Origin of the sequence: Novosphingobium sp. MBES04 (assembly GCF_000813185.1) — a bacterium.
Classification (GTDB): domain Bacteria; phylum Pseudomonadota; class Alphaproteobacteria; order Sphingomonadales; family Sphingomonadaceae; genus Novosphingobium; species Novosphingobium decolorationis.
In genome coordinates, this window is record NZ_DF850489.1 from 321,580 (window position 1) to 338,087 (window position 16,508).

The window sequence follows — 16,508 nt, forward strand, 5'->3', positions numbered from 1 at the left end:
GTTCACCTCCCGAAAGAAATGCCAGCCCTGTCAAATATACGTATCGGAATTCCCCGTAGCTGTCGCAAAAGGGGATCAGCCACTTGCGTTCTTGCAGTTTCGCCGGCTGCGGGCATCGTTGGAGAGGACCTAGGGGGTCGTTCAGCCAGGAGACGAAAGGCGCAGGAAGGATGCGTGGCACCCGCTGGTAGCCGCGTTCGGCCTCGGCTTTTCCGATCCATGGCGGGCGAGGTCGCGGTGCAAAGGGCATCGTCGATCGCAGCCGCCCCAGCCGTCTCGCAATCACGGGCCAAACCGCGCTATGAAAGTTCTTGTCCTCTCCAGTCTTGCCTATTCGCTGACCAATTTTCGCGGCGCCTTGTTGCGCGAACTCGTGGCCAACGGACACAAAGTCGTGGCGGTGGCGCCCGACCGGAACGACGCTGTCGAACGTGAACTGGACGCGTCCGGGATCGGGTTTCGTCAGGTCGCGATGGAGCGCACGGGAACCAATTTCCTGCGCGATCTGGGCCTTCTGTTCGAGTACGTGCGGCTCATGCTGCGCGAGCGCCCGGATCTCGTGCTAGCCTATACCCAGAAACCGATCATCTACGGCGGGATCGCGGCGCGCTTGCTGTGTGTTCCGCGCTTCTACGCGCTGATGTCGGGTCTGGGGCATGTCTTCAGCGAGGACAGCCACGCGCGCGTCGGCCTGCGCAAGCTGGTGAGCGTTCTCTACCGCGAGGCGGTGCGCCGGGCGCGGGCAATCTTCGTGTTCAACCGTGACGACCGGGCCGACATGATCCGCTTCGGCATCGTCACGCCCCGGCACAACGTCGTCCAGGTGCCCGGTTCGGGCGTTGATCTTGAACGGTTCGTAGAGGCCCCGCTGCCACGCCAGGGACTGCGCTTCCTGCTCATTGGGCGGCTGATGCGCGACAAGGGTGTCTACGAGTTCCTCGAGGCTGCAGCCCGTATCAAGGCCGACCATGGCGACTGCGAATTCTGGGTCCTGGGCCACTATGAGCGCAACAACCCGACCGGCATCGACGAGGAGGAATGCGCCCGGCTCGCCCGGCAGTACCCGGTGACATTCATTCCCGGCTGTACGGACGTGCGGCCCTACCTCGAGGCCTCCTCGGTCTTCGTCCTGCCCTCGTTCTACCGCGAGGGGCTGCCGCGCACGATCCTGGAGGCGATGGCCACGGGGCGCGCCGTGATCACGACCGACATGCCCGGCTGCCGCGAGCCGATCGTGGAGGGCGAGAACGGCTATCTCGTCGAGCCGCGCGATGCCGAAGCCCTGCGCGCGGCCATGATGCGCTTCGTCGAGGAACCAGAGCGCGCGGCGACCATGGGCGCAAGGGCGCGCGATCTCGCCGAGAAGGTCTACGATGTGCGCAAGGTCAACCACCAGTTGCTCGAGGAAATGGACCTGCTGCAGGCGCCCTGGCGGGCCGAGCCGGAGGAGGCGGACGCACGGCAGGGCATTTCCAATGCCGCAACGGCAGGACTGCCGACAGGTCCCGTGCGGGTTCAGGCAGATCCAGACACGGTGAGCGAGCCACGCAAGGTGGCGCATTGAGCCCCTTGCGGTGATGGCGCGGCGTGAAGAGGAAAAGCGGGAGGAGGTGATGGGGGTGCGGGCAGTCGTGGTTGGTGCCGTGGGGAGCACGCAGGTGCTCCTGGAAGAACTGCTCGGGGCGCCCGGCTGGCAGGTGCCGCTGGTCCTCACCCTGCCGCCGGCTCTTCATGGGCGGCATTCCGATCTGGTGGACCTTGCTCCCCTTGCCGGGGATCTGGGCGCTCGACTGGAGCATGCGGGGCAAACGAATTCCGCGCAGACGCTAGCGATGGTTGGCGCTGCAGAGCCCGACTACGTCTTCGTCGTGGGCTGGTCGCAGATCGTGGGGGAGGAGTTCCTGTCCATCGCAGCCTCGGGCACGATCGGATATCATCCCGCGCCCCTGCCACGCCTGCGCGGCCGCGCCGCGATACCCTGGACCATCCTTCTGGGCGAACCGATCTCCGCGTCCAGCCTGTTCTGGATCGGGGAGGGCACCGATGATGGCGACATCCTGGCGCAGAAGTTCTTTCACGTCGCGCCCGACGCGACGGCGCAGCAACTCTATGATCAGCACATGGACGCCTTGCGCGCGATGCTGCGGACATGCCTGGCGCAGCTGGCCTCGGGCACCGCGCCGCGCGAACGACAGGACGCCCGCCTCGCGACGTGGGCAGCGCGGCGGACCCCTGCCGATGGGCGTATCGACTGGCGCGCCGATGCCGCCCGGATCGACCGGCTCGTGCGGGCGGTGGGGCGGCCCTATCCCGGGGCCTTCGCCATGGACGGCCCGCACCGGTTGACCGTCTGGAGCACCCGTCCGTGCCCGGAGGCTTGGCGCTACCACGCCTTGCCCGGCCAGGTTCTCGGGATCGCGGACGGGGTCCTGCGGGTCATGACGGGTTCGGGGCCGATCGATCTTGTGGAATGGGAAAGCGCGAGGGGCGCGCCTCCCAAGTTGCACGGTATCCTGGAGGCCTAGATCATGTCGCTTGCGCATTTCGGGAAAGTTCTGGTCGTGGCACCGCACCCTGACGACGAGATACTGGGGTGTGGCGGGACAATGGCCCGTCTCGTTGAGGAAGGGCACGAGGTGGAAGTGTGCCTCGTCACCCGCGGCCGACCACCGGCCTTCGATGAGGAGGGCGTTGCCCGCGTCATGGCCGAAATGGAGCAGGCCCATGCGCACCTGGGAGTTTCGCGAGTGCATCGCCTCGATTTTCCCGCGGCGCGGCTCGATACGGTTCCGGCCTGGCAGATCAACCGGGCGATCGGTGAAGTGGTGGAGGAGGTCGCGCCCGATACCCTGTTCCTGCCTTTCGTGGGCGACATCCATCTCGACCACCAGATCGCCTTCCTGGGGGCAATGGTCGCTGCGCGACCGCGCAACGCGAGCGTCCCCAAGCGCATTCTGTGTTACGAGACCCTGTCCGAGACCAACTGGCTGTCCGCGCCCGTGACACCGGCCTTCGTGCCCAACTGCTACGTCGATATCGGCGCGACGCTCCAGCGCAAGCTCGATGCCTTTGCCTTGTTCGAAAGCCAGCTCAAGCCGTTTCCCGATGAGCGTTCGCTCAAGACGATCGAGAGCCTGGCGGTAGTACGCGGCTCGACTGTCTTTGCCAAGGCTGCGGAGGCGTTCGTTGTCGTGCGGCAGATCGAAGGGCGTTCGTAGGTCCGCCGTGCGTGACCGCATGGGCGCGGGAGGCCCGATCGACTCGTCGAGTCGTTTCCTTTGGGTATCAAAATATTTCTGAAGGAGTATCCTATTCCACTCTGAATCTGAGGTATTTCGCGTATTTTTACGGCAATTGTATAAATGCGTAGACTTGGCATTAACTATGTGGTTTACTTATTCTCATGAAGTGCAGTCGCAAGATGACGTAATGTAAAAAAATAATATACAATATCTGCGCATGGCCGCGTAATGCGTCCAGATTACCTCGACAAGTTCGCGCCGCTTGGGTGGTGGCACTTGGAGAATGGCAGGTATGATCTTCTTGTGCGTCAAATCTTGCTTGTTTTTGTAATTTTCATGTCTGTTCAAAATTTGAATGGATGATGAAGGGCAAATTTTCAAGTGCGGTCTTGGGTCGTCCGTATTTCCATATTAGGGAGAGAAAGGCGATGACATCTCTTGATTCCGTAGTGGATGTTTCCATCATCGGTTTTACTTCGCTCATTCGTGAAGGTATCGGTAAAATACTTGAGGGCAGTGAGTTTGCCTGTGCGAAATGCTTTCCCTCATGCGAGGATGCGCTGACCGACGAACAGGCGTCGAGCCTCGATCTGGCCATTCTCGACCTCGCCGTTCTGGAAGGCGACATCGATAATCTTCACCCCTTGAAGGAGCGCTTTCCCGGCCTTCGCATCGCGGCGCTCGTGGACTGCTTCAACTTTGGCCAGATGGTCGATGCCTTCAATCGCGGCGTCGATGCCTACCTTCTCAAGGAAATCGCTTCCGACCCGCTACTGGGGTCGCTGCGTCTCGTCCATCAGGGGGAGAAGGTCATGCCCACCGCGCTGCTCGAACATCTCGCGCACAAGCGTCCGCTGATCGAGGGGGAGGCCGAGATCAAGGTCGAGCTGGGCGAACTCTTGTCCGAGCGCGAGATCGATACGCTGCACTGTCTGGTGATGGGCTACCCCAACAAGGTGATCGCCTATCGTCTCGATATCAGCGAGGCGACCGTGAAAGTTCACGTCAAGGCGATCCTGCGCAAGCTCATGGTCCAGAACCGCACCCAGGCCGCGATCTGGGCGGTCAACCAGGGTCTCGTCCTGGCCAATGGGCGTTTCGCCGATGCGGACGCCGGCGAGGTGGTGCCGTCCGAGGATGCGACGCCGCCGCTGGTAGCCATGGCGCACTGAAGGGGCGCAAGGCCGTCAGGCCCTTGCGGGTTGCGGCGTGCGACCGGTGCCGTCGGCAGGACTTTCGGCACCGGCGCGCGTTGCGCTTTTCTGGAAAAGCAGCGCCGTCCATCCGGGGCGGATGCGAAGTAGAGGTGCATGTAGGTGGCGGTGAGACGTCCGCTTGCAAACACGTCTTCACCGGCGCGGCCGCGCGGCGAGCGCGATTGCGCGATCGGCGACAGCGACGTTTCCATGGTCGAGTAATGGAAGGTATGGCCGCGCAGGCTTCCACCCTCCAATGCGACCTCCTGAAGTCCGAGCGCGGCGAGGCGCGGCTGCAGCGCCGCGTGGCCGGGTAGCAGCCCGGCCATCGGAACAGGTGCGCTCTCACGCGGGGCAAGGGTCTCCAGGCAAAAGAGCATGCCCCCGCACTCGGCAAGGATGGGCTTGCCTGCGCGGTGGTGGCTTTGGAGATCCGTGATCAGGGGCGTGTTGGCGGATAGGCGCTGGGCGTGGAGCTCGGGGTAGCCTCCCGGTAACCAGACCGCATCGCAGGCGGGAAGCGCCGTGTCCTCCAGTGGCGAGAAATAGACAATCCGTACGCCAAGCGCTTCGAGACAGGCGATGTTGGCGGGGTAGATGAAGCCGAATGCGGCATCGCGGGCGACGGCGATCGTGTGCCCCTCCAAGGAGCGCGCGGGGACTGGGCGTCTGGCCGGGGCGGAAAAGGTGACGGCTTCGGGCAGCCAGTCTGCGCCCTCCGGGAGGCTGGCCGCGGCCCGGTCAAGGCGCGCGTCGAGATCGGCAATCTCGTCGGCTTGGAGAAGGCCCAGGTGGCGCTCGGGAAAGGCCAGGTCGGGATCGCGGGCGAGGGCGCCCAGCCAGGCGATGCCATCGGGCAGGCTTTCTTCCAGCATTTCGCCGTGACGCGCACTGCCCACCCGGTTGGCCAGGACGCCCAGGAGGCGCGTGTCGCTGCGATAGCGGGCGAGCCCCAGCACCAGTGCGCCGAAGGTCTGCGCCATCGCCGAGCCGTCGAGCACGGCGAGAACCGGCAGGCCGAACCGTGCGGCGAGGTCGGCGGCGCTGGGGTCTCCATCGTAGAGGCCCATGACCCCTTCGACGAGGATCACGTCGGCGTCCTGTGCCGCTTCATGGAGCAGGCGTCGGCATTCCTCCTCGCCGACCATGAACAGGTCGAGCTGGTGGACCGGAGCCCCGCTCGCCCGCTCGAGGATCATCGGGTCGAGGAAATCCGGCCCGCACTTGAAGACGCGCACGCGCCGCCCGGCACGCCGGTGGCGCCGGGCGAGGGCGGCGGTCACCAGCGTCTTGCCCTGGCCCGAGGCTGGGGCGGAGACGAGCAGGGCAGGGCACTGCGCGCTGTCGGTTGCGGGGCCGCAGGGGCTCACAGGTCGATCCCGACCTGCGCACGCACGCCCGCGCGAAAGGCGTGCTTTTCGTCGCGGATGGCGCTGACCGTGTCGGCCAGTTCGACCAGCTCCTCGTGCGCCGCGCGGCCAGTGATGACCACGTGCTGCATCGGGGGTCGGCCCCGGATTGCGGGCAGGATCTCATCCAGTTCGAGGTAGCGATACGTGACGAGATAGGTCAGTTCATCCAGCACCACCAGGGAGATGTCGGGATCGGAGAGGGCGGCTTTGGCCTTCTCCCAGCCCGCCCGTGCGGCGGCGATGTCGCGCGCACGGTTCTGGGTTTCCCAGGTGAAGCCCTCGCCGCAGTTCTCCCAGGTCACGCCGTCCTGGCGTGAGAGAAAAGCGCGTTCGCCCACGTCTTCCTTGCCCTTGATGAACTGGAACACCGCGGCCTTGCGGCCATAGCCGAGCGTGCGCGCGACCATGCCGAAGGCGCTGGAGCTCTTGCCCTTGCCGTTGCCGGTCAGGACCAGAACCAGGCCCTTGTCGATCTTGGCCGCTGCGATCCGCGCGTCGACCACCTTCTTGTGCTTGGCGGTGCGCACCTTGTGGCGGCGCTCCTCCTCGCTCAGCGTGGCGGTTTCGGTTTGGCTGGAAGCCTCGCTCACCGTGCGGCCTCGCGGCGCAGGTCGGGGCGTGCGCTCAGGGTGAGCGCCCAGAGGGCTGCGGCAATACCGCTCCAGGTCAGCGAGGCGACCAGGGCGCGCGGGAAGTAGCGTGCGAAGCGGGGCGCGAATTCGGCTAGCGTCGGGTCGGGATAGCGTCCGCCCAGGAAGTAGAAGCCGCCGCTCGAGCACAGGTGCGCGACGACCGTTGCGCCGCCGACGAGGAGCGCCATGGTGGGAAGCGAGGACAGGCGCTCGGGCAGGTTGGCGGCAAAGCGTCCGGCCATCCACATCGCCGCGTAGGCGGGGACCAGCATGGCGTAGGCGGGCGTGTAGCAGAAGTCCGAGACCCCCAGCACCGACATCGAGACGACGTCGATCGCGTAGGCAAGGCCGAACAGGCCCGCAAAGCCCGCCGCACGGCGCACGAAGTAGCCCAGGACGAAGAAGCTGGCGAGCGCGGTGCTGGGCACATGCTCCATGTGCGTCAGCGCATGCGAGCGGGTCAGTAGCATGACAGCGGCAAGGATGGCGAAGATCGTCCACTGGAAGCGGGACGAGGAAAGGGCAGGGGAGCGGTGCATGCGGGGTATCTCCTTGCAGAAAAGGGGAAAGGTGCGCTGGCGCGCGCCCATGCAAGGGCACGGCCAGAGGAAGCCGACAAAACGGGCCTTGGCTGGAAAACGAAAAAAAGTTCAGCAGTACGGCATGAATTTCAGGCTCCCTTCGACGCGACACACGAATGTCGTCCGCCAAGGGATATCCCCGCAGATCGCGAGGCCCTCGTCCGCCCGGTTCATCCCGCCCGCGCGAAAAAACGACGGCATCGGGCCGGTTTCCTGACTTCCCGGTTCACAGCGCGTCTTCGCCGCCTTCTCGGGAGATCCCTCCCAATGGCATGTGGCGATGCGCTCCCCGGTCACAGTTGCGGGAGCAGTGCCGGCCCAGATCGCCTCCTGGCGACCTTTCCGGACTTCCCGATTAAGCCCTCTCGGGCACCCGTTGCGCCCCCACGATTAGGCGACCATCGTCTTTCCCGCAAGTATATTGCACTTGCGCAGCGGGCAACGGACCTATAGTTCGCGGGCCCAAGCGACAGGTTCCCCGCAAGGGGATCAAAAGGGAACCGGGTGCAAGACCCGGGCTGCCCCTGCAACTGTAAGCGGCGAGCCATCCGGCCAATCTGCCATTGGGACATGCGTCCTGAGAAGGCGGTCGGAGCGCCCTGACCCGCGAGCCAGGAGACCTGCCTGACGCCGTCGTTCTTCATCCGGGCAGGGTGCACCGGGTGTTCGAGGGCCGCGCCGTCACTGGTCAAGGTCATCCCTCGCGTAGCGACAGCCACCGCCTTGCCGGATGCGATCCGGGCAGGGGGCGTCGGGTCGTGCGCTCTTCTCGAAAGCAGAAGATCTGCGATACGGCGGTTCCTTGCCACAACGGAGCGCAAGCGGCGGGCAAACCGTTGTTTGCATGAAGGGAATTGTCCCGCCCGTGTTGAAGTTTTCCTATCTGGCCGGAGTTTCGGCCCTCGTTTTCCCGCTGTCCGTCCTCGCACCTTCCTTCGCTCATGCAGAGGAAGCTCCTCCGGGTACGATCTACGTCAGCGCCTTGCGCACCCCGGTCGCCGCCGAGCGGGTTTCCTCCAGTGTCACCGTGCTTGATGAAGAAGCTATTGAGGACGCGCAGACTTTCTCCGTCACCGACATCCTGCTGCGCACGCCCGGTGTCTCGATCTCGCGCAACGGGGGGTACGGCACCAGCACCAGCCTGCGCATCCGCGGCGCGGATGATGGCACCACGGTCATGGTGATTGACGGCATGCGCCTGTCCGATCCCTCCTCGACGGCGGGCGGCGTCAATGTCTCCAACCTGTTCCTCGACGATGCCGAGCGCATCGAGATCCTGCGCGGGCCGCAGTCGATCCTATGGGGCAGCAACGCGATCGGCGGTGTCGTCAACGTGACCACGCGGCAGGCGTCAAAGCCGCTCGAAGGTAGCTTTGCCGCCGAGGCGGGCTCCAACCAGACCGTGTCGGCCCGCGCGGGCGTGGGCGGCACGAGCGACCTTGTCGACTGGCGCGTGGCGGGCTCCACCTTCCGCACCGACGGCATCTCGGCCCGTTCAAGCGGGACCGAGGATGACGGCTATCGCCGCACCTCGGCGAGCGGGTCGGCCCGCTTCAAGCTGGCCACTGACGTGTCGCTGGACCTGCGCGGCTACTGGTCGGATGCGCGTTCGGAGTTCGACGGGTCATCGGGCGATACGTATGCGTTTGGTACGACGCAGGAATGGTCGGGATATGCCGGGCTCAACTTCGGCCTGTTCGATGGGCGCCTCGTCAACCGGCTTGCGGTCACGCAGACGACCTCGGATCGCGAGAACTTCGATCCTGAACGCGACATCCGCCAGATCACCTTCGACGCGCATGGCCGCCTGCGCCGCTTTGAATACCAGGGCACCTTCACGCTGAACGAAGCCGTGCAGGTCCTCTTCGGTGCCGAGCGCGAAGAGCAGCGCATGACCACCGCTTCGCCCGGAAACAGCCGCGTGCCCTATGAGCTGACGCGCCACGCGGTCGATACCGACAGTCTCTACGGCCAGCTGCGCGTGACCCCGCTTCAGGGCCTCACGCTCGATGGCGGCGTGCGCTACGACCACCAGTCGCGCTTTGGCGGCAACACCGTGGCGAGCGCGGGCGCGGCCTACTCGCCCAACGACGGCGTGACCGTGGTGCGCGCGAACTATTCCGAAGGCTACAAGGCGCCTTCGCTCTACCAGATGTTCTCGGCCTATGGCGTCGCCGATCTCGAGCCCGAGCAGGCCAAGGGCTGGGAAGTCGGGATCGAGCAGGGGCTGGGCGAGATCCTGCGCGCCTCGGCCACCTGGTTTGAGCGGCGCACGACCAACCTCATCAACTTTGCCTATTGCCCGAGCGGCGCCGACCAGCCCGAGGTTTGCTACATTCCGGGCACCGACACCACGCGCTTTGGCTACTATGCCAATGTCGACAAGGCGCACGCGAAGGGACTGGAGCTGGCCGCGACGGCGCGCCTCGGCGTCTTCTTCGCCGATGGCAACTACACCTGGACCAATGCCGAGGACCGCACGCCCGAGGCTTCGACGTATGGGCGCCAACTCGCCCGCGTACCGCGCCATACCGCCAACGTCGAGGGCGGTGTGGACGTTGCGGGGGTTCGGGCCAGTGTCGCCGCGCGCTATTCGGGCAAGACCTTCACCAGCGCCAGCAGTTCGACCGTGCTTGACGATTACTGGCTGGTCGATCTGCGCGCGCAGATGGAGGTAATGCCCGGGCTTACCTTCCAGGCCCGCGTCGAGAATGTCGGCAACACACGCTATGAAACCGCGAGCGGTTACGGGATGCTTGGCCGCACGGTCTACGCCGGTATCCGGAGCCGGTTCTGATGCTGCGCGCGCTGGAGGAAGGTGGGGCGGGCACGACGCAGGTGGTGGTCTGCTCCACCTGTCGTCACACCGCCGACGCGCGCGAGGACAGTGAGGGGCTGCGCGGCGGCGCGCGCCTCGCCGCGGCTCTGCGCGAGGTGAAGGCGGCTGAGGAGGCCTTCGCGGGGGTCGAAGTGCAGGACATGCCCTGCCTCTTCGCCTGCAAGCGGTTCTGCACCATCCACATCCGCGCGCCCGGCAAGGTCGGCTACGTGCTGGGCGACTTCTCGGCCGATGCCGAGGCCGCCCGCGCGATCCTGACTTATGCCGCGGCCCATGCCGAGAGCGAGGAGGGCGTGGTGCGCTACGCCCATTGGCCGGACGGCGTGAAGGGCCACTTCATCACCCGCACTCCGCCCGAAGGATACCTGTGCACATGACCCTGTTCGAGAACCGTGCCGCCTTTCTCGATGCGCTTGCGGCGATGCCTGGGCCCGATACCGGGGCCATCGCGGCCGCGCGCGCCCGGCAGGCCCAACTGACCAAGCCTGCCGGATCGCTGGGTCGGCTGGAGGAAATCGCGGTCTTCATGGCCGGATGGCAAGGGGCCGAGCGGCCACGGCTGGACATGGTGCAGGCAGTGGTCTTCGCGGGAAACCACGGCGTTGCCGCACGCGGGGTCAGCGCTTTTCCGGTCGAAGTGACCGCACAGATGGTGGCCAATTTCGCGGGTGGCGGGGCGGCGATCAACGCATTTGCGGCGGCGTGCGGGGCTGATCTTTCCATCGTCGCGCTCGATCTTGATCGTCCGACCGGCGACATCGCCTGCGAACCGGCCATGGACGAGGCGGACTGCCTGGCTGCGCTGAACGCGGGCGCACAGGCGGTGAAGGAGGAGACCCAGCTTCTCTTCGTGGGCGAAATGGGCATTGCCAATACGACCCCCGCAGCCGCGCTTGCGGCGATGGCTTTCGGAGGCGAGGCGGCCGACTGGTGCGGACGCGGTACTGGCCTCGATGCAGCGGGTGTTGCGCGCAAGGTCGCCGCGGTCGAGGCCGCGCTGGCGCTCCATGCCGGGGCCTGCACCGATCCCTTCGAGACCCTGCGCTGCCTTGGCGGGCGCGAGATCGCCGCAATGGCAGGCGCCATGCTGGCTGCGCGCATGCGGCGGATTCCCGTGCTGCTCGACGGGTTCATCGCCTCGGCATCAATCGCGCCGCTGGCTGCGGCTTTTCCGGCGTTCCCCGACAACTGCCTGGCTGCGCACCGTTCGGCCGAAGCCGCGCATGGGCGCTTGCTGGAACACCTGGGGCTGGAGCCGCTGCTCGCGCTGGGCATGCGGCTGGGTGAGGGCTCTGGCGCGGCGGTAGCGGTGCCGCTGGTGCGCGCCGCGCTGGCCGCGCACGGCGAGATGGCGACCTTCGCCGAGGCCGAGGTGGCGGCCGGGAGCGCATGAACGTGCGGCGGATCCACCTTGTTCGCCATGTCCCTCCGGTGAGCCCGGGACTGCTGTGGGGGCATGGGGACGTGGCGCCCGCTGTGGTCGATTGCGGCGCGTTCTACCAGCGCGTGCAGGAGGTGGCGCCCACACGGCTGGTGAGTTCGGACCTTGCGCGTGCGATGCTTCCGGCGCAGCATTTGGCCAAGAAGCTGGGGCTCGAACTGGAGACCTCCCCGGTTTGGCGGGAACTCGATTTCGGTGCCTGGGACGGCCTTGCGCCCGAGGTCATCGATGTCGAGGCCCTGACCGCCTTCTGGGAAGATCCGGAGGCAAATCCTCCTTCCGGCGGCGAGCGCTGGTCGCAACTTTGCGCCCGGGTCCGCAGGGGACTTGCGGGCCTCGACGACGGCGCGCTGGTCGTCACACACGCAGGCGCGATGCGCGCTGCGCTATCGGTGCTGACCGGGCTCGACCATCACGGCGTCTGGGCCATCGATCTGCCGTATCGGGCGCGCCTGACCTTGCGGATCTGGCCGGGCTCGACACTGGCAGGGCAGGTCGTGGGGCTCGATATCGGGGATGCCTTGCCATGAAGGCACCGATCCTCGCGCTCCAGTTGATGACGCGCCTGCCGCTGCCGGACGTGGGGGCGACCAGCGATGACATGGCCCGAGCGATCCGCTGGTTTCCGCTTGCGGGCCTTGTTGTCGGCGCCTGCCTGACAGGGGCGGTCTGGGCAGGGGGGCTCCACAGCGCAGCCCTTGCGGCCCTGAGCGGGCTCCTTGTCTGGGTCGGCATGACCGGGGCGCTCCATCTCGACGGTCTGGGCGACATTGCCGATGCGTCGGGCGCGGCACATGGGGACCGCGAGCGCCTGTCCGCCGTCCTTGCCGACCCGCATATTGGCAGCTTCGGCGTGGTCGCCATCGTTCTGCAATTGCTCGCCAAGCTGGTTCTGCTGTTCCTTGCGTGGAGCACGGTGCCGCTCCCGGCGCTGGTTCTCGTGCCCGTGGCTGCGCGCATTGCACCGATGGCCTGGACGTTGCTGCTGCCTCCGCTCCACGCGGGGATGGGGACGCGCTTTGGAAGCGGCGCAAGCTGGCCGGTGTGCCTTGCCTGGTCCGCCTTGCTGGCGGTGTGCGCGTTGGTATTCGCGCCTGCTCTCCTGGCCGTATTCCCGGCGAGCGCGCTCTGGGCGCTCTGGCTCAAGCGCCGTATCGGCGGCATTTCGGGCGACGGGCACGGTGCGGGGATCGAGCTTGTCGAGACGGCGACGCTGGCCGCACTGGTGGTGCTGGCGTGAGCGCCTTCGTGGCCCACGGCGGGCGTCTCTCGGCAGCCTGCGCGCGCTACGGCGGGACGGCTGAGGACTGGCTCGACCTTTCCACCGGCATCAATCCTGTGCCCTGGCCGGGGGCGCAGACCTATGTGCCCGACTGGCGAGCCTTGCCCGACCCGGCGGCCCTGACCCGACTTGAGGCGGTAGCCGCGTCCCACTTCGGAGCCGATCCGGCCACGTGCGCGGCGGTGCCGGGAAGCGAAGCGGGCCTTCGCGCTCTGGGAGAAGTTCTGCGGCAGTTTCCGCTTGCGCCCGGCCCCCTCACGTACAGCACCTATGCCAAGGCTTTCGGCTCCCCCCCAAATGGAGCGCTGGGTCCGACCGTGCGTGTCCTCACCAATCCCAACAACCCCGACGGCACGTTACAGACGCGCGCCGAGGTGCTGGCGGCGCTGGATCGCCAGGAGGCTGAGGGTGGCTGGCTGATCGTCGATGAAGCCTTTGCCGACGCGCATCCGGGTGTGAGTGTTGCGGGTGAGGTGCGCGAAGGCCGCCGCTTGATCGTGACCCGTTCGTTCGGCAAGTTCTTCGGGCTGGCGGGGCTTCGCCTTGGCTTCGTGCTCGCGCCGCCGGCCCTCCTTTCGGCCCTACGCCGCCTGCACGGGGACTGGCCACTGTCGAATGCGGCCATCGATCTGGGCCTCGCCGCCTACGCGGATGCCGAGTGGATCGCGCAGGCGCGTCAGAGCCTGCCGCGCCGTGCACAGCGGCTGGATACGCGGCTCGCGCGTCACGGCCTCGTCGCGCAAGGGGCTTCGCCGCTGTTTCGATTGGTGTCCACCGACAGAGCCCTATCGCTGTTCGAGGCACTCGCCAGGGCGCATATCCTGACTCGGCCGTTCGAGGGGCATCTCAAGCTTTTGCGCTTCGGTTTGCCGGACAGCGATCACGCATTGGCCCGGCTGGAGGCGGCTCTCACGCGTTGGTCCCGTGATGGTTGAGGGCGCCGCCGTCCTGGGTGCGTTGATGCTCGACGCCGCGCTCGGCTGGCCGGAGGGGCTCTACCGCCGGATCGGTCATCCGGTTGGGGCCTTCGCACAGGTAATCAGCGGCCTGGAGCGTCGCTGGAACCGTGAAGCTCTTTCGTTTGCCGCGCGGCGCCTGCGGGGCGTCGCTGCGATGATCGTGCTCCCGGTGATGGTGGGAGGGGCGGCCTGGGGCGTGGAAACCGTCGCAGGCCGCTTTGCTGGCTCTTGGAGCTGGATCGTGATCGCGCTCGCGGCCTGGCCGGCGCTGGCCCAGCGCAGCCTATACGAACATGTCACGCCCGTGCGCCGCGCGCTGGTCGCAGGAGATCTTCCCGCAGCCCGCAAGGCGGTGGGGCGCATCGTCGGGCGCGATATTCGGGAGCTGGACGAAGCGGGCGTGGCGCGTGCGGGCATCGAGAGCCTGGCCGAGAGCTTCTGCGACGGGGTGATCGCGCCGCTGTTCTGGTTTGTTGTCGCGGGCCTTCCGGGCCTGTGGATCTACAAGGCGATCAACACCGCCGACAGCCTGATCGGCCACCCTGAAGAACCCCTGCGCGCCTATGGCTGGGCGGCGGCGCGGATCGATGATCTTGCCAATTTCGTGCCCGCGCGCCTGAGCGGTGTTCTCATCTGTCTTGCTGGCGCGGGAGGCTGGCGCATCCTGTGGCGTGACCATGCCTGTCATGCCTCGCCCAACGCGGGCTGGAGCGAGGCGGCGATGGCGGGCGCGCTGGGCCTGAGACTTGCCGGTCCCGTGCACTACGACGGTGTCCGAGCCGACAAGCCCTGGATCGGAGACGAAGGGCGCTGCGCCGATGCCCCGGCGATGCGCAAGGCCGAGGGCATCTATCTGCGCGCCTGCCTGCTGGCCTGGTTGGCGTGCGCACTTGTTACAGGAGGCCGCGCATGGCTGGGGTGATGCTGCAGGGGACCGGCTCGGATGTCGGCAAGTCGGTGCTGGTCGCGGGGCTGTGCCGTGCGCTGTCGAACAGGGGGTTGTCGGTCCTCCCGTTCAAGCCGCAGAACATGTCGAACAACGCCGCGGTTACCGTCGATGGAGGCGAGATAGGCCGGGCGCAGGCGCTCCAGGCGCTGGGAGCCCGCGCGCCGCTCCACACCGACATGAACCCGGTGCTTCTGAAGCCCCAGGCCGACCGCACCTCGCAGCTGATCGTGCACGGGAAGGTGCGCGGCACGCTGGGATCGGGCAACTTTCGCGAAGGGCGCCGCAGCCTGTTGGGCGAAGTGCTCAGCAGTTGGAAGCGCCTGTCCGAGCGCTGCGACGTGGTACTGGTCGAGGGCGCGGGCTCACCCGCCGAGATCAACCTGCGCAGCGGGGACATTGCCAACATGGGCTTTGCCCGCGCGGCGCATGTGCCCGTTGTGCTGGTGGGCGATATCGACAGAGGCGGGGTGATCGCCTCGCTGGTAGGGACCCGCGCCGTGCTCGAGGCGCAGGACGCAGCAATGATCCGGGGCTTCATCGTCAACAAGTTCCGGGGCGATCCGGCTCTTTTTACCGATGGCCATGCGGCGATCGAGGAGCGCACGGGCTGGCGCGGCTTTGGCCTCGTACCCTGGCTTTCCGCCGTCGCCGACCTGCCGAGCGAGGACGCGGTGATCCTCGAAAAGCGGCCGTCGCGTGCGAAGGGCAGGACGCTGATCGCCTGCCCGATGCTACCGCGCATTGCCAACTTCGATGATCTCGATCCGCTGCGCGCTGAAGAGGGCGTCGATGTGGCGATGATCCCGCCCGGCACGCCGATCCCACCTGAGGCGGCCCTGATCGTCCTGCCCGGCTCCAAGGCGACGCGTGCCGACATGGATTTCGTTCGCCAGCAGGGCTGGGACATCGACATCCTGGCCCACCACCGGCGCGGCGGGCGCGTGCTCGGGATCTGTGCGGGCTTCCAGATGCTGGGCCGAACTATCGCCGATCCTGACGGGATCGAAGGTCCGCCGGGCGAGACGCCGGGGCTCGGTCTGCTGGACCATGCGACCGTGCTCGGTCCGCGCAAGGCCCTGCGGCAGGTGCGCGGAACGGCCTTGGGTGAAGGCTTTTCCGGTTACGAGATGCACATGGGCGAAACGCACGGGGCCTCACTGGCTCACCCTTTCGCCATGCTGGACGCGGATCGGCCGGATGGGGCGCTGTCGCGCGATGGGCGTGTCATGGGGACGTACTGCCATGGCCTGCTCGCCGCCGGGCCGTTGCGCCGCGCCCTGCTGGAGCGGATCGGCGTTGCCAGTTCGGGCGCAGATCACGACGCGCGTGTCGATGCTGCGCTCGATGCATTGGCGCAAGGGCTGGAGGCGCACCTCGACATTGACGCGCTGATTGCGCTTGCCAGGGAGAAAACGGCATGACCAGCCTTCTGGTTCTGGGCGGCGCGCGCTCGGGCAAGTCACGCCACGCGCAGGCGCGCATCGAGGCCATGCCCGGCCGCCTGGCCTTCATCGCCACCGCGCAGGCTTTCGATGCCGAGATGGAAGAGCGTATTGCCCGCCACCAGGCCGACCGCGACGCGCGCTGGACGACCATCGAGGCGCCGCTGGACCTGGCCGAAGCCTTGGCGCGCGAGGCGCAGGAGGCCGATGCGGTGCTGGTCGATTGCCTGACCTTGTGGCTTTCCAACCTGATCCTGGGCGAGGAGGATGTCGCCGCACGCAGCGAGGAATTGCTGGCCGCGCTGGCTCGCTGTCCGGTGCCCGTTGCCTTTGTGGCCAATGAAGTGGGCATGGGGATTGTGCCGGGCAACGCGCTCTCGCGGCGGTTTCGCGACGAGGCGGGGCGGCTCAACCAGCGCCTCGCTCAGGAGGTCGACGAGGTCGTGTTCGTGGCGGCGGGACTGCCCCTTGCGCTCAAGGGGGCGGGCAAGTTTGCAGCGGGCTGATCTGGGCGTTTGACGCTGCCCTTCGTC

At 66.8% G+C, this 16,508-nt stretch carries 15 protein-coding genes, 1 pseudogene and 2 riboswitches; of the genes and pseudogenes, 13 read left to right on the forward strand and 3 right to left on the reverse strand.

The features are described 5' to 3' along the window. Positions 1-301: 301 nt before the first annotated feature. The 4 genes from MBENS4_RS15290 (at position 302) to MBENS4_RS26770 (ending at position 4,414) form a co-directional block, all read left to right on the forward strand. A complete protein-coding gene (locus tag MBENS4_RS15290) occupies positions 302-1,564 on the forward strand; it encodes a glycosyltransferase family 4 protein (protein WP_052322437.1) in 1,263 nt (420 codons plus the stop codon). 49 nt (positions 1,565-1,613) lie between these two features. After that, complete coding sequence (locus MBENS4_RS15295) at positions 1,614-2,525, forward strand: methionyl-tRNA formyltransferase (protein WP_039395055.1); 912 nt, start codon at positions 1,614-1,616, stop codon at positions 2,523-2,525. Positions 2,526-2,528: 3 nt separating this feature from the next. Beyond that, on the forward strand, positions 2,529-3,218 hold the full coding sequence (locus tag MBENS4_RS15300) for a PIG-L deacetylase family protein (protein WP_039392713.1): 690 nt from the start codon (positions 2,529-2,531) through the stop codon (positions 3,216-3,218). Between the two features lie 383 nt (positions 3,219-3,601). Further along, a complete protein-coding gene (locus tag MBENS4_RS26770; protein ID WP_084592187.1) occupies positions 3,602-4,414 on the forward strand; it encodes a LuxR C-terminal-related transcriptional regulator in 813 nt (270 codons plus the stop codon). 128 nt (positions 4,415-4,542) lie between these two features. On the opposite strand, the pseudogene MBENS4_RS15310 reads toward MBENS4_RS26770, so the two are convergent. The 3 genes and pseudogenes from MBENS4_RS15310 to MBENS4_RS15320 all read right to left on the reverse strand — a co-directional run. Next, positions 4,543-5,808: pseudogene (locus tag MBENS4_RS15310) on the reverse strand (cobyrinate a,c-diamide synthase); the annotation flags it as partial. Continuing rightward, positions 5,805-6,440 carry a cob(I)yrinic acid a,c-diamide adenosyltransferase gene (cobO, locus tag MBENS4_RS15315; protein ID WP_206778143.1) on the reverse strand — a complete coding sequence of 212 codons (636 nt, stop codon included), beginning with the start codon at positions 6,438-6,440 and terminating at the stop codon, positions 5,805-5,807. The pseudogene MBENS4_RS15310 and the gene cobO, both read right to left, overlap by 4 nt. Then, the gene (locus MBENS4_RS15320; protein WP_144400964.1) at positions 6,437-7,021 is read right to left on the reverse strand and encodes a hypothetical protein; all 585 of its coding nucleotides are present in this window, start codon (positions 7,019-7,021) and stop codon (positions 6,437-6,439) included. The genes cobO and MBENS4_RS15320 overlap by 4 nt, the downstream gene beginning before the upstream one ends. 228 nt (positions 7,022-7,249) lie before the next feature. Next, positions 7,250-7,455, reverse strand: a riboswitch (cobalamin riboswitch). 62 nt (positions 7,456-7,517) lie between these two features. After that, a riboswitch (cobalamin riboswitch) is annotated at positions 7,518-7,705 on the forward strand. 223 nt (positions 7,706-7,928) lie between these two features. On the opposite strand from MBENS4_RS15320, the gene MBENS4_RS15325 reads away from it, so the two are divergent. Genes MBENS4_RS15325 through cobU form a run of 9 tightly spaced genes read left to right on the forward strand, consistent with a single transcriptional unit; the run spans position 7,929 to position 16,481 of the window. Next, entirely contained in the window at positions 7,929-9,860 is a 1,932-nt protein-coding gene (locus MBENS4_RS15325; RefSeq protein ID WP_242404970.1) for a TonB-dependent receptor plug domain-containing protein, read from the forward strand. Further along, complete coding sequence (locus MBENS4_RS15330; RefSeq protein WP_039392715.1) at positions 9,860-10,279, forward strand: DUF1636 domain-containing protein; 420 nt, start codon at positions 9,860-9,862, stop codon at positions 10,277-10,279. The genes MBENS4_RS15325 and MBENS4_RS15330 overlap by 1 nt, the downstream gene beginning before the upstream one ends. Further along, positions 10,276-11,295: a nicotinate-nucleotide--dimethylbenzimidazole phosphoribosyltransferase gene (gene cobT / locus MBENS4_RS15335; RefSeq protein ID WP_039392716.1), complete on the forward strand. Its 1,020-nt coding sequence runs from the start codon at positions 10,276-10,278 to the stop codon at positions 11,293-11,295. The genes MBENS4_RS15330 and cobT overlap by 4 nt, the downstream gene beginning before the upstream one ends. Continuing rightward, positions 11,292-11,873 (forward strand): histidine phosphatase family protein, encoded by a 582-nt coding sequence (locus MBENS4_RS15340; protein WP_039392717.1) that lies wholly within the window; start codon positions 11,292-11,294, stop codon positions 11,871-11,873. The genes cobT and MBENS4_RS15340 overlap by 4 nt, the downstream gene beginning before the upstream one ends. Beyond that, the gene (locus MBENS4_RS15345; protein WP_039392718.1) at positions 11,870-12,583 is read left to right on the forward strand and encodes an adenosylcobinamide-GDP ribazoletransferase; all 714 of its coding nucleotides are present in this window, start codon (positions 11,870-11,872) and stop codon (positions 12,581-12,583) included. Before MBENS4_RS15340 ends, MBENS4_RS15345 begins: the two co-directional genes overlap by 4 nt. Beyond that, positions 12,580-13,560: a threonine-phosphate decarboxylase gene (locus tag MBENS4_RS15350; protein WP_039392719.1), complete on the forward strand. Its 981-nt coding sequence runs from the start codon at positions 12,580-12,582 to the stop codon at positions 13,558-13,560. The genes MBENS4_RS15345 and MBENS4_RS15350 overlap by 4 nt, the downstream gene beginning before the upstream one ends. After that, the gene (cbiB, locus tag MBENS4_RS15355; RefSeq protein WP_039392720.1) at positions 13,553-14,506 is read left to right on the forward strand and encodes an adenosylcobinamide-phosphate synthase CbiB; all 954 of its coding nucleotides are present in this window, start codon (positions 13,553-13,555) and stop codon (positions 14,504-14,506) included. Before MBENS4_RS15350 ends, cbiB begins: the two co-directional genes overlap by 8 nt. Further along, positions 14,494-15,954, forward strand: a complete 1,461-nt coding sequence (locus MBENS4_RS15360) for a cobyric acid synthase (protein WP_039392721.1) — start codon at positions 14,494-14,496, stop codon at positions 15,952-15,954. The genes cbiB and MBENS4_RS15360 overlap by 13 nt, the downstream gene beginning before the upstream one ends. After that, a complete protein-coding gene (gene cobU, locus MBENS4_RS15365) occupies positions 15,951-16,481 on the forward strand; it encodes a bifunctional adenosylcobinamide kinase/adenosylcobinamide-phosphate guanylyltransferase (RefSeq protein ID WP_039392722.1) in 531 nt (176 codons plus the stop codon). Before MBENS4_RS15360 ends, cobU begins: the two co-directional genes overlap by 4 nt. Positions 16,482-16,508 lie beyond the last annotated feature (27 nt).